This is a genomic window from Kitasatospora sp. A2-31 (assembly GCF_022288725.1).
Lineage (GTDB): Bacteria > Actinomycetota > Actinomycetes > Streptomycetales > Streptomycetaceae > Kitasatospora.
On sequence record NZ_JAKNTA010000026.1, the window covers coordinates 11,381 to 24,123 of the forward strand.

The 12,743-nt window shown below is 73.5% G+C and carries 12 protein-coding genes; 4 read left to right on the forward strand and 8 right to left on the reverse strand.

The genetic code is table 11. From position 1 onward, the window contains the following. Positions 1-65 precede the first annotated feature (65 nt). Both pntB and MCM47_RS36940 read right to left on the reverse strand, forming a co-directional pair. On the reverse strand, positions 66-1,553 hold the full coding sequence (gene pntB, locus MCM47_RS36935; RefSeq protein WP_238951390.1) for a Re/Si-specific NAD(P)(+) transhydrogenase subunit beta: 1,488 nt from the start codon (positions 1,551-1,553) through the stop codon (positions 66-68). 6 nt (positions 1,554-1,559) lie between these two features. Then, on the reverse strand, positions 1,560-3,125 hold the full coding sequence (locus tag MCM47_RS36940) for a Re/Si-specific NAD(P)(+) transhydrogenase subunit alpha (protein WP_238951391.1): 1,566 nt from the start codon (positions 3,123-3,125) through the stop codon (positions 1,560-1,562). A 280-nt stretch (positions 3,126-3,405) separates the two neighbouring features. On the opposite strand from MCM47_RS36940, the gene MCM47_RS36945 reads away from it, so the two are divergent. Both MCM47_RS36945 and helR read left to right on the forward strand, forming a co-directional pair. Beyond that, complete coding sequence (locus MCM47_RS36945) at positions 3,406-3,963, forward strand: hypothetical protein (RefSeq protein ID WP_238951392.1); 558 nt, start codon at positions 3,406-3,408, stop codon at positions 3,961-3,963. Positions 3,964-4,200: 237 nt separating this feature from the next. Continuing rightward, positions 4,201-6,369, forward strand: a complete 2,169-nt coding sequence (gene helR / locus MCM47_RS36950; RefSeq protein ID WP_238951393.1) for an RNA polymerase recycling motor ATPase HelR — start codon at positions 4,201-4,203, stop codon at positions 6,367-6,369. Between the two features lie 131 nt (positions 6,370-6,500). Here helR and MCM47_RS36955 read toward each other — a convergent pair whose 3' ends face one another. From MCM47_RS36955 to MCM47_RS36970, 4 genes are all read right to left on the reverse strand, one after another. Beyond that, a complete protein-coding gene (locus tag MCM47_RS36955) occupies positions 6,501-6,746 on the reverse strand; it encodes a hypothetical protein (protein WP_238951394.1) in 246 nt (81 codons plus the stop codon). Beyond that, complete coding sequence (locus MCM47_RS36960) at positions 6,743-7,897, reverse strand: inorganic phosphate transporter (protein ID WP_238951395.1); 1,155 nt, start codon at positions 7,895-7,897, stop codon at positions 6,743-6,745. Before MCM47_RS36960 ends, MCM47_RS36955 begins: the two co-directional genes overlap by 4 nt. A gap of 208 nt (positions 7,898-8,105) precedes the next feature. Next, positions 8,106-8,834, reverse strand: a complete 729-nt coding sequence (locus MCM47_RS36965; RefSeq protein ID WP_238951396.1) for an MBL fold metallo-hydrolase — start codon at positions 8,832-8,834, stop codon at positions 8,106-8,108. 98 nt (positions 8,835-8,932) lie between these two features. Then, the gene (locus MCM47_RS36970; RefSeq protein WP_238951397.1) at positions 8,933-9,580 is read right to left on the reverse strand and encodes a TetR/AcrR family transcriptional regulator C-terminal domain-containing protein; all 648 of its coding nucleotides are present in this window, start codon (positions 9,578-9,580) and stop codon (positions 8,933-8,935) included. A gap of 102 nt (positions 9,581-9,682) precedes the next feature. On the opposite strand from MCM47_RS36970, the gene MCM47_RS36975 reads away from it, so the two are divergent. Beyond that, on the forward strand, positions 9,683-11,182 hold the full coding sequence (locus tag MCM47_RS36975; RefSeq protein ID WP_238951398.1) for an FAD-dependent monooxygenase: 1,500 nt from the start codon (positions 9,683-9,685) through the stop codon (positions 11,180-11,182). Positions 11,183-11,283: 101 nt separating this feature from the next. Here the strand turns inward: MCM47_RS36975 and MCM47_RS36980 are convergent, their stop codons facing one another. Both MCM47_RS36980 and MCM47_RS36985 read right to left on the reverse strand, forming a co-directional pair. Next, complete coding sequence (locus tag MCM47_RS36980) at positions 11,284-11,655, reverse strand: fic family toxin-antitoxin system, toxin component (protein WP_238951399.1); 372 nt, start codon at positions 11,653-11,655, stop codon at positions 11,284-11,286. Beyond that, the gene (locus MCM47_RS36985) at positions 11,652-11,897 is read right to left on the reverse strand and encodes a toxin-antitoxin system HicB family antitoxin (protein ID WP_238951400.1); all 246 of its coding nucleotides are present in this window, start codon (positions 11,895-11,897) and stop codon (positions 11,652-11,654) included. The genes MCM47_RS36980 and MCM47_RS36985 overlap by 4 nt, the downstream gene beginning before the upstream one ends. Before the next feature lie 385 nt (positions 11,898-12,282). Here MCM47_RS36985 and MCM47_RS36990 point away from each other — a divergent pair, with 385 nt between their 5' ends. Then, on the forward strand, positions 12,283-12,723 hold the full coding sequence (locus MCM47_RS36990; protein WP_238951401.1) for a hypothetical protein: 441 nt from the start codon (positions 12,283-12,285) through the stop codon (positions 12,721-12,723). Positions 12,724-12,743: the final 20 nt, after the last annotated feature.

Below are 12,743 nucleotides of genomic sequence, written 5' to 3' on the forward strand. Positions count from 1 at the left end.
CACCGGGGGCACCAGGACGGGAGAGCGCACCGGCACGGGCGGAGACCGGAGGTGGTGAGCGCCCCTTACACTGTGGCCCGGCCGGCCGCGGTGGTCTGGCGGGTGGCCGGTGCCGCGCCGCCGCCTCCACCGCCCCCGACCACCGCGTCGAGGGCGCGGAGGATCTCCTCGACGCTCTGCTTGGCGTCGCCGAAGAGCATGCCGCTGTTCTCCCGGAAGAACAGCGGGTTCTGCACCCCGGCGTAGCCGGAGGCCATGGACCGCTTGAACACGATCACCTGCTCCGCCTCCCACACCCGCAGGACCGGCATGCCGGCGATCGGGCTGGAGGGGTCGTCGGTGGCGGCCGGGTTGACCGTGTCGTTGGCGCCGATGACCAGGACGACGGACGTCTCGGCGAAGTCCTCGTTGATCTCGTCCATCTCCAGGACGATGTCGTACGGCACCTTCGCCTCGGCGAGCAGCACGTTCATGTGACCGGGCAGCCGGCCCGCGACCGGGTGGACTCCGAAGCGGACCTCCACACCGCGCTCGCGCAGCCTGCGGGTGAGCTCCGCGACCGGGTGCTGCGCCTGTGCCACCGCCATGCCGTAGCCGGGGGTGATCACGACGGACCGGGCCTGCGCGAGCTGCCGGGCCGCCTCCTCGGCGCGGATCTCGCGGTGCTCGCCCTGTTCCTCGTCCCCGCCAGAGGGGGCCTCGATGCCGAAACCGCCGGCGATCACGGAGAGGAAGGAGCGGTTCATCGCCTTGCACATGATGTACGACAGGTAGGCACCCGAGGAGCCGACCAGTGCGCCGGTGACGATGAGCAGGTTGTTGTCGAGCAGGAACCCGGCGGCCGCCGCGGCCCAGCCGGAGTAGCTGTTGAGCATGGAGACGACGACGGGCATGTCACCGCCCCCGATGGAGGCGACCAGGTGCCAGCCCAGCGCCAGCGCCAGGACCGTCACCGCGATCATCAGGCCGAGGCCCGGGCTGACGGTGAACCAGACCGTCAGCGCGACGAACGCGGCGAGCGCGCCGAGGTTCAGCACGTTCTTGCCGGGCAGCACCAGCGGACGCGAGGCGATCCGGGCGGACAGCTTCAGGAAGGCGACGACGGAGCCGGTGAAGGTGACCGCGCCGATGAAGATGCCGATGAACACCTCGGCGTGGTGGATGCCCAGCAGGTCGGCGGCGACGGCCGTCTGGCCGGAGCCGTGCGACTCCACCTCCAGGTAGCTGTTCCAGCCCACCAGCACCGCGGCGAGGCCGACGAAGCTGTGCAGCACGGCGATCAGCTCCGGCATCTGCGTCATCTCGACCTGCCGGGCCCGCCACAGGCCGATCGCGCCGCCCAGCGCCATCGCGACGACGATCAGGGTGACCGCGCCGGCGGTGATGCTGCGCGAGGCGACGATCACGGTGGCGACCAGGGCGAGCGCCATGCCGGCGATGCCGTAGCCGACACCGGCGCGCGAGGTGCGGTGCTGGGACAGCCCGGCCAGACTCAGGATGAACAGCAGTGCGGCTACCAGGTCCGCGGCGTGGGCGGCCGTCGTGGAAGTCATCGGGGCTCAGCCTTTCGAGAACATGGACAGCATGCGGCGGGTGACGGCGAAGCCGCCGAAGATGTTCACGCTCGTCAGCAGGATCGCCACGAAGGACAGCACGGTGACCAGCACTCCCATGTGCCCGATCTGCAACAGGGCGCCGACCACCACGATCCCGGAGATCGCGTTGGTCACCGACATCAGCGGCGTGTGCAGGGCGTGGTGGACCTTCCCGATGACGTAGTAGCCGATGACCACGGCCAGCGCGAACACCGTGAAGTTCTCCGCGAGCTGGGTCGGGGCGTAGGCGACCAGGAGGAACATCGCCAGCATGCCGACGCCGATCAGGCCGAACCGGGCCGCCGGGGTGAGCCGGGGCTTCTTCGGCTCCGGAGCCGCCGGGGCGGCCGCGGGCTGCGCGGCGGCAGCGGCGGGCGCGGCCGAGACCGCCACGGGCGGCGGCGGCCAGGTGATCTCCCCGGCGCGGACGACGGTCACGGCGCGCTGGACCACGTCCTCGAAGTCGATCACCAGCTGCCCGTCCTTGCCGGGCGTCAGCAGGGTGAGCAGGTTGACCAGGTTGGTGCCGAACAGCTGCGACGCCTGGGCGGGCAGCCGGGCGGCGAGATCGGTGTAGCCGATGATGGTGACGCCGTTGCCGGTGACCACCGTGCGGCCCGCGACGGTGCCCTCGACGTTGCCGCCCTGGGCGGCCGCCATGTCGACGACGACGCTCCCGGGCTTCATCGCCGCCACGTCCGCGGCGGTGAGCAGCCGCGGCGCGGGCCGGCCGGGGATCAGCGCGGTGGTGATGACGATGTCCACGTCCTTGGCCTGCTCGTGGTAGAGCTCGGCCGCGGCGCGGTCGTAGTCGGCGGACGTCGCCTTGGCGTAGCCGTCGGTGCTCACCTCCTGGGCGGCGTTCACGGCGAGGTACTCGCCGCCCAGCGACTTCACCTGGTCGGCGACCTCCGGCCGCGGGTCGGTCGCCCGGACGATCGCCCCCAGGCTGGAGGCGGCGCCGATGGCGGCGAGCCCGGCCACACCGGCGCCGGCCACCAGGACCTTCGCCGGGGGGACCTTGCCCGCGGCCGTCACCTGACCGGTGAAGAAGCGCCCGAACACGTGGGCCGCCTCGATCACGGCCCGGTAGCCGGCGATGTTCGCCATGGAGCTGAGCACGTCCATCGACTGCGCCCGCGAGATGCGGGGCACCGCGTCCAGTGCGAGCGCCGTGATCGGACGCGAGGACAGCGCCTTCAGCAGCTCGGGCCGCTGCGCCGGGGCGAGCAGGCCGACCACGGTCGCGCCGTCCCGCAGCCGGTCGATCTCCGCGGTGGACGGCGCGTTGACCTTCAGCACGATGTCGGCGCTCCACGCGTCCGCGATCTGCGCGCCGACCGCGGTGTAGGCGTCGTCGGTGAAGCCGGAGGCCGCGCCGGCCCCGGACTCGACCACGACCTCGTAGCCGAGCGCGAGCAGCCCGCGAACCGTGGCCGGTGTCGCGGCGACCCGGGTCTCCCCGGCGGTCGACTCGGCGACCACGCCGATGCGCCGCGGGGGGTGGTGGGTGGCGTCCTGTGCAGACATCACTCGTGCCTCTCTCGTCGGAGGAGCCGTTGACGGCGGTTCTGCGAACACGGGGGAAGGAGAGTCCTTCCCTCTTGGACGCAGGAACCTACATGCCGGGGCCCGACAGGGGGACGGGGCGAAGCCGTGACGTCCTTCACCCGTTCGGACCGCGGCGCCCCGATCGGCCGGGATCCGCCGTCGACCGGGGCAGCGCAGAGGCTGGTCGGGACGGCCGCGAGGCCACCGCCACGACGGAAGTAGGCTCTCGGCTGATCACACCATCGACGAGGGAGAAGACATGGGTCAGAAGATCATCCGGTTCTCGGACCTGACAGGGAAGCACGCGGAGAACGAGGCCGACCTGGTACGGATCGTGGTCCGCGAGCACCCCGACCTGGCGGACGGCCCGGTCGAGATCGAGGCGCTGGCCGACGAGCTCGCGGCGGTGGAGGAGCACGCGCTCGACCTGGTGACGATCGAGCTGCACCACCCGGACGGCGACGAGCCGGAGACGGTCGTCCTGGAGGCCGAGGTGTTCGACCGGCTGGCCTCGGCCGCTCCGATGGCCGAGGTCCTGCGTGGGGCCAAGCGGGTGACCCGGACGCTCCCCGCCCAGGGCGCCGCACCGGCCGCCGCCAAGGAGCGGCCCAACTACGCCAGCCTGGAGCACGCCGGCAAGCCGCACAAGGGGCGCACCACCGACGCGGAGAAGCAGGTCGTCCGGCAGCACCTGGACGAGGTCAACGAGCGGCTGGCCGCCGCGGGCGTCCGGACGATCGACCTCGGCAACGCCGAGCACGTGAGCCGGTACGGCCTGGAGGAGTTGGCGCGGGAACGCGGTGTCACGATCGGCTGACCGGGGCATCGTTCCGGGCCGGGGACCCAGCGACGCCGTCGGGGTTCCCGGCCCACGAACGACGAAGGCAAGGAGTCCGCACTCCTTGCCACTCTCAACTTATAGCGCAGTGGGGGGCTTGCGGCAAGACCCCCGTCCCGGCGCAGAATCGCTGGCCTGGACCTGGAACAGCGCTACTGGAAGATCCGCGAAGCCGCCCCACGCTCGCCGGATCGACCGCGGAACGGAGCTGCCGTGATGACCCCGACCCCGACCCCGACCTCACTGACGACCAGTGCGTTCGACCTCCCCGACCACCTCGCCGCCAAGGCCGACCCGGCGCTGATCGCGGGCGACGAACGGCACTTCGCCGCCGTCGCGGCGAGCGTGGAGCAGACGGTCGCCGAGCTGTCCGACCGCCTCGACGCCGCGCGCAAGGCGCCCGGCGGGGTCGGCCGGGAGGCGATGGACCGGGACGCGGAGATCCACCGGCTGACCGGCCGCCTGCGCACGCTTCGCCGCTTCGGCCTCGACCTGTGCCTCGGGCGCATCGTCGGCGCGGACGGCGCCGAGCCCGTCTACATCGGCCGGCTCGGCCTCACCGACGGCGACGGCCGCCGGCTGCTGGTGGACTGGCGCTCGCCCGCGGCCGAACCGTTCTTCGCCGCGACCCACGCCGACCCGATGGGCCTGGCCAGCCGCCGCCGCTACCGCTGGACCCACGGCCGGATCGGCGACTACTGGGACGAGGTGTTCACCGCGGACGGACTGGAGGGGCACGCCGCGCTCGACGACCAGTCCGCCTTCGTCGCCAGCCTCGGCGCCAACCGGTCGTCCCGGATGCGGGACGTCCTCGGCACCATCCAGGCCGACCAGGACGCCGTCATCCGCGCCGGGTCCCGCGGCGCGCTCGTCGTCGACGGCGGCCCCGGCACCGGCAAGACCGTGGTCGCCCTGCACCGCACCGCCCACCTCCTCTACTCCGATCCGCGCCTGGGCCACCGGCGCGGCGGGGTGCTGTTCGTCGGCCCGCACCAGCCCTACCTGGCCTACGTCGCCGACGTGCTGCCCAGCCTCGGCGAGGAGGGCGTGCAGACCTGCACCGTGCGCGACCTCGTCGCCGAGGGCGCCGGCGCGCCGACCGAGACCGACCCGGAGGTGGCCCGGCTGAAGTCCTCCGCGGGCCTGGTGCACGCGATCGAGAAGGCCGTCGGCATCTACGAGGAGCCGCCCACCGAGGGGATGGCTGTGGAGACCCACTGGTCCGACCTCTGGCTGAGCGCCGAGGACTGGGCACAGGCGTTCGAGGCGCCGGAGCCGGGAACCCCGCACAACGAGGCGCGCGAGCAGATCTGGGACGAGCTGGTCGGGATCCTGATGGAGAAGAACGACGACGACACCGTCTCGCCGGAGCAGTTCCGCAGGTCGCTGCTGCAGAACGAGGAACTGGTCACCACCCTCCACCGGGCCTGGCCGATGCTCGAAGCCACCGAGCTCGTCGGAGACCTCTGGACGGTCCCCGCCTACCTGCGGCTCTGCGCCCCGTGGCTCGGCCGCGACGAGGTCCGCGCCCTCCAGCGCCCCGACGCCCAGGCCTGGACGGTCTCCGACCTGCCGCTCCTGGACGCGGCACGACGGCGCCTCGGCGACCCGGAGACCGCCCGGCGCAAGCGCCGGCAGACCGCCGCCGTCGCCGCCGAACGCGCGCGGATGGCCCGCGTCATCGACGACCTGCTCGCGGCCGACGACGACGGCGAGGGCGCGGTGACGATGCTGCGCGGGCGGGACCTCCAGGACAGCCTGGTCGACGAGGGCGCGCTGCCCGGGGCCGACCAGGACCGGCTCGCCGGCCCGTTCGCCCACATCGTCGTGGACGAGGCCCAGGAGCTGACCGACGCGGAGTGGCAGATGCTCATCGAGCGCTGCCCGTCCCGGAGCTTCACCATCGTCGGGGACCGCGCCCAGGCCAGGCACGGCTTCACCGAGTCGTGGCAGGAGCGGCTGGAGCGGGTCGGACTGGACCGGGTCGGCCTCGCCTCGTTGAGCATCAACTACCGGACGCCGCAGGAGGTCATGGCGGAGGCCGAGCCGGTGATCCGGGCCGTGCTCCCGGACGCCAACGTGCCCACCTCGGTCCGCAGCAGCGGGGTGCCGGTGGTCCACGGCTCCGTGGCGGAGCTGGACGCCGTCCTCGAAGGGTGGCTCGCCGAGCACACCGAGGGGATCGCCTGCGTCATCGGCGATCCGGCCTTCCGGGCGACGCCCCGGGTCCGGTCACTGACCCCGGAGCTGGCGAAGGGCCTCGAGTTCGACCTGGTCGTCCTGGTCGATCCGGAGCGGTTCGGCGAGGGCGTCGAGGGGGCGGTCGACCGCTACGTCGCGATGACCCGTGCCACCCAGCGCCTCGTCGTCCTCACGAGCTCCTGACCTCACGGCCGCCCGCCACCGGGCGCCTGCCGTCGGCCGCCTGCCGCCTGCCGACTGCCGCCAGCGCCCGCCCGCCGGCTACCGGCCGCCCTGCCGCCCGCCGCCGGCGCCCGTCACCCCGCCGGCGCGTGTCAGCTGTGGTTGACGATGACGTAGATGCCCCAGCCGATCGCCGCCAGCACCACGGCGAAGCACAGACCGGCCACGGTGTAGCCGAGCGGACCGGGCGACGGACGGCGGGTCGCCGGCTCGCCGGACACCGCCGGGGGATTGAGGGCGCGTAGCCCGACCGCGAACAGCGCCGGCAGGCCGGCCCCGGTGAGCATCCCCACGACGAGGATCCTCCACAACGCGTCCAGGTTGATCCAGGAGGTCACGGGGCCACCTCGTCCGTCGGGGGCGCCGGGTGGAGCGAACCCGTCCACGCGGCATTGACGTTCTCCGGGGTCACGGCCGGGTGGCGGGAGGCCGCGAAGAAGGCGATCGAGGCCAGCACCAGGACGATGAAGATCACCACTACGCCCGCGGTCCCGCCGATCGCGTCCGCCACCCAGTAGGTCAGGGCGCCGACCAGCCCGGCGGCCGGCAGCGTGAGCACCCAGGCCGCCACCATCCGGTGGGCGATGTGCCAGCGCACCACCGCGCCCTTCTTGCCCACCCCCGCGCCGAGGATCGACCCGGTCGCCACGTGGGTGGTGGAGAGCGAGTAGCCGAAGTCGGTGGAGGTGAGGATCACCGCGGCCGACGCCGACTCGCTGGCCATCCCCTGGGGTGCCTCGATCTCCACCAGCCCCTTGCCGAGGGCCCGGATGACCCGCCAGCCGCCGAAGTAGGTGCCCAGGGCGATCGAGACCGCGCACGAGGTGATCACCCAGGTCGGGGCGCTCGCACCGGACTGCAGGGTGCCGTTGGCGATCAGTGCCAGCGTGATGACGCCCATGGTCTTCTGCGCGTCGTTGGTCCCGTGGGCGAGCGAGACCATGCAGGCCGAGCCGACCTGGCCGGTCCTGAAGCCGTGCGCGCGGGGACCCTCGGCCACGTCCCGGGTGAGTCGGTAGACGAGGTAGGTGCCCACGGCGGAGATCGTGCCGGCGATCACCGGCGACAGGGCGGCGGGCACGATCACCTTCGAGACCAGCCCCTGCCACTTGACGGCCGAGCTGCCCGCCGCCGCCATCGTCGCCCCGATCACACCGCCGATCAGGGCGTGTGACGAACTGGAGGGGATGCCGACGTACCAGGTGGTCAGATTCCACAGGATGCTGCCCGTCAGGCCCGCCATGACCACGGTGAGGGTCACGTCGACGGTGTCGACCAGGCCGCTGGCGATGGTCGCCGCGACCGCGGTCGACAGGAAGGCGCCGGCCAGGTTCAGCACCGCGGAGACGGCCACCGCGACGCGTGGGTGGAGAGCACCCGTGACGATCGAGGTGGCCATGGCGTTGCCGGTGTCGTGGAATCCGTTGGTGAAGTCGAAGCCCAGCGCGGTGGCAACCACCAACGCCAGGACCACATCGTTGCCGGTCACGGGCACGAACCTAACCCGTGGCCGGCGTCGGCCGCGCCACCGACACCGCGGGGGGCCCGTCGCCGTCGGGCATCATCCGTCCGGACGAACGCACCGCCGAGCCGGGGGAAGTGCCCGTCAGGACGAGGGCGAGAAGGTGCCAGAAGGTGGCGGTGACAGCTCAGAAGGTGATGGCGTCAGAAGGTGGCGGCGTCAGAAGGTGATGGCGTCAGAAGGTGAACGTCATGCCCTCCTCGGCGGCGATCACCTCGCCCGCGAAGGTGCTGCGGGCCTCGGCGGTGGAGCGCGTGCGATCGCTGCCGGGCCAGAAATGGGTGAGCAGCAGGCGCTCGGCTCCGGCGCGGGCGGCCCACGACCCGGCGTCCGCGGCGTTCATCAGACGGGGGTCGGCGGCTGTGCCCTGGAGCGTGGCTCCGGCGATGAACAGGTCCGCGCCGGCGGCGAGCCGGGCGAGGACCGGGTCGGCGCCGGCGTCGCCGCTGTAGGCGACGGTCAGGCCCGGCGCCGTCACCCGCACGCCCGCGTGGGGGACGTGGTGCGGCAGCAGCGCGGTGTCGAGCCGGAACGGCCCCACCCGGTGGTCGGACGGGATCGGGTGGACGTCGAAGACGTCGAACAGGTCCTCGGTCGGTTCCATCGCCTGGACCCGTGCGACGACCCCGGGCGTGCAGTACAGCGGCAGGCGGGCGCCGCGCTCAGGCGCGAAGTAGCGTGCGCGGCACAGGGCGCTGAGGTCGGCGCAGTGGTCGGGGTGCTCGTGCGTGACCACCACGGCGTCCACCTGCCCGTCGGCGCAGCGCTCCGACAGCCGCGGGAACGTCCCGTAGCCGAGATCCAGCACCAGCCGGAACCCGTCGTACTCCAGCAGGAAGCCGCTGGCGCTCCGCCCGGCCTCGGGCCAGGCGCCGCACGTCCCCAGAACCGTCAGTCTCCGCACCCGGCCGATGCTCTCACGCGTGGCCGCCGGGGTCGACCGGGGTCGGACCGGGCCGCCGTTCCCGGGGCCGCGCCCCCCGACCGGCGGCCCCGACCGGCTCAACCACGCCCCGGTGGTGCGGTCCTGAGCGATTGCAGGACGAGCGAGAGGCCGAACTCGAAGCGCTCGTCGAACGACACGTCCTCCAGGTGGGGCGCGACCCGGCTCAGGGCGGGGTAGCCGCCCGGGGCGAGCGCCCGGGCGAGCGTGTGGTCGTCGGGGGAGGCGGCGAGCGCCTGCTCCTCCTGGGTCAGGCCGAGCACGAGATACTGGACGGTCCAGAAGGCCCAGGCGGCCTGCCGCTCGTCCAGGCCGCCGCAGAGGAGGGCGTCGACGGCGACCTCGGCGAAGGCGAGGGTGGCCGGCTCCGCCGCGTAGGTCCCGGCGACGACGACGGCGCCGTCCCGGTGGTCCAGCAGGCAGCGCCGGTAGCGGCGGGCGAGTTCGGCCACCCGCTCGTCCCAGGGCTCCGGCAGGTCGGTCAGCGGGATGCCGGCGAGGATCGCGTCGGCCATCAGCTCCAGCAGGCGGGCCTTGGTCTTGGCGTGCCACAGGACCGTGTTCATCCGCACGCCGAGCCGTTCGGCGATGCCGCGCAGCGAGACGCCGTCGGCGCCCTTCTCGTCGAGGAGTTCGAGGGCGGCCCGCACCACGGCGTCCGGGTCCAGCCCGGTGCGGGTGGAGGTCCGGGGTTGATTCTTGGTCACTGACCTAGTCTACTGAAGGAGCCGAACTTGGTCAGTGACCAAGAGGCATGGCCGACAAGCGTGCGGCCAGGACGTGTGGTGCCTACGAGACGAGGTGTGCCCATGCTGGATGTCGTCATCGCCGGAGCCGGACCGGTCGGGCTCTGGCTTGCCGCGGAGCTGCGGCTGTACGGGGTCGAGGTGACCGTGGTCGAGACCCGGCCCGAACCCGACCCGCACTCCCGGGCCCTGACGGTCCACCCGCGGAGCCTGGAGCTGCTGGCCTGCCGCGGAGTGGAGGGGCCGTTCCTGGCCGAGGGTCTGCGCGTGCCCAACGGGCACTTCGCCGCCCTCACCAGCCGGATGGACTTCTCGGGCCTGGACAGCCCGTTCCCGTTCACGCTCGTCCTCCCGCAGGCCCGCACCGAGGCGCTGCTGGCCGAGCACGCCCGCTCCGTCGGCGTTCGCCTGTTGCGCGAGCACCGGGTGGTCGGCCTGGCCCAGGACGACGAGGGGGTGACCGTGAACGTCGAGTCGCCGAACGGCCCCCACGCGCTGCGGGCGGCCTACCTGGTGGGCTGCGACGGCACGCGCAGCACCGTGCGCAGGGCCGCCGGCATCGACTTCCCGGGAACGGACGCGACCGTCTGGGCCTGGATGGCGGACGTCGTGCTCGACGAGCCGCCGCGCAGCCACACCACCACCAACCGGCACGGCGCCGTCATGGTCTTCCCGTTGCCCGGCGGAGGCCACCGCGTGGTCGGCAACGACGCGGACAGCGTGCGCACCCCGCCGACGCGCCCCACCCTGGAGGAGCTGCGCACCCGCGTGCGACGGATCACCGGCACCGACTTCGGGATGCGCGAGGCGAGTTGGATCTCGGTCTTCGGCAACACCACCCGCCAGGCCGAGCAGTACCGCCGGGGGCGGGTCCTGCTGGCCGGCGACGCCGCGCACATGCACTTCCCGTCCGGCGGTCCCGGGCTCAACGTGGGCCTCCACGACGCCTCGAACCTCGGCTGGAAGCTCGCCCAGACCCTGGCCGGCACCGCCCCCGCGGGCCTGTTGGACAGTTATCACGCCGAGCGCCACCCGGTCGGCGCCGACCTGCTGCGCAGCACCCGGGCGCAGACCGGCCTGATGACCGCCTACACCCCCGAGGTGCTGGCCCTGCGCGACCTCCTCGGTGAACTCATCACCGAGGTGGGGGAGTTCTCCACCGCACTGGCCGTCCGGGCCGCCGGGCTCGCCGCCGTGTACCCGTCCGCCGACCCGGCCACCGCCCACCCGCTGACCGGTTCCCGAGCTCCGGACCTGGTCGTCGACGGTCCGGGCACGCTGTTCCCGCTGCTCCGGACGGGCCGGTACGTCCTGCTCGACCTGGCCCCGGGCTCCGGCCCGGCGTCACTCGCGTCGCTCGCCCACGACGTCCGGCCCGGCCTCGACGTGCACGGTGCGCCGCCCGTGGAGGACCGACCCCGCTGGACGGGCGTCACCGCCGCCCTGGTGCGCCCGGACGGGCATCTCGCCTGGCTGAGCACCGAGACGGACCGGCCGGCCCTGCTCGCCGCGGCCCGTGAGGCGGTCGCCGCGACGCTCGCCCCCGCACCGGCAGTCGCCTGATCCGGAGGCCCGGCCGGGCCTCCGCGAATCCGGCCGGGCGACCCCGGCCGGGCCGGAATCGTCCAGGTCCGGTCCGGCCGGGGTCGGCGAGCCGGAATGCGTCAGCGGTACCAGCCGCGGACGGCGACGGCGGTCTCGCGGACGTCCGCCCGCCCGTCGCGGATCCGGGCGGCCAGCTCGACGGCCTGCTTGGGCTCCGCGGTGACGATCACGCCGGAGGCGCTGAGGTACGAGGCGGCGACGACGGCGGCGAAGTGCTCGTTGGCGGAGTCCAGCGCCGGTACCCGGATGAGCTGGTGCATCAGCGCGGCCGCGCGCTGGTGCAGCGCGCCGTACACGGGCACGTCCATGACCTCGTCGACGTGGCGGGCGACCGCGGCGGCGAGGGAGCCGTAGTCGGTGACGTCCGGGTCGGCGGGCAGGAACTGGTGGGCGACGTCGAGCAGCCAGGCCCGGTCGATCCGCAGGATCACGCGGCGTCCGCCGTTCCGGGCCGGGCGGCTTCCTTGTGGTAGGGGCCGAACTCGGCCTCGAAGGCCGGCGCCCAGGCCTGGGCGAAGTGCGCCGCGGCGGTGAGGAACCGTTCCCGCCGTTCGTCGGCCTCCTCGGCCAGCACCTTGCGCGCGTAGTCCGGCAGGCTCATCCCCGCCGCCTCGGCCCGCTGTTCGAGGGCCGCGTGGATGCTGTCGTCCAGGCGCACGTTCAGTTGCTTCATGCCCGGTAGCGTATCCACCGCTAGCGGGCGCTACAAGCGTGGCGGGGGCGTGCCTCTGCGCCGTGCGCGCGCCGCGGCCGGGCAGAGCCTTGACAGGGGCGAGGGGCGCCGTGAAACTCATCGCACGCGAACCGGTCGAGGGGATCGGCCGGCGCCGCCGCGGGAGAGCGGCGGACCGGGCGCGGCCGGGTGCCGCCGACGCGCGGGCGCGGCCCGTCGGCTCGGCCGTGGCCCTTCCGGGCCCGGCGCCGCCCCCGGGGACATCGGGGCCCCGGCGTCGGAGCCCGGCAGACCGGAGCGGCTCTCGTAGTGGTTTCGGCCGGGCCGCCGCCGGGTGAGTCCGGTTGCGCCCCGACCCATTGGAGACAAGAGGGGTTGTGCGCCCATGGCACATCCGGCGGAGTCCGACAACGTTCCCCGGCGGCGTCCCGGGGCCCTGCGCGGCAGGTGGCCCGGAGCGGTCAGCCGGCCCGGCTCCGCGGAGTTCGAGGCGTCCGCCAAGAACTGGCTGTTCGACCTCGCCCCCGCGCGCTGGCGGCACGAGGAGGTCTTCCACCGCAACCCCGTCGAGTTGGCGTGCATGCTCCGCCTGCACCTGGACGCGGAGGTCCTCGCCATGCAGGCCGGTCTGAAGGCCCTGCGTACGGCGCTGGCCGGACGGCTGCGGCGTGCCGACTCGATCGAGATCATCGAGGCCTACGTCCGGGAACAGGCCTGGGCCAAGGGGATGCGCGAGCAGGTCGCGCTGGTCGAGGAGGCGCTCCACCAGGCCCTCGGCGGCGCCGCGCGCAAGCGGGTCGCCTGGCGCATCGTCACCGGCCCGTGACCTGCTCCGCGGCGGTGCCC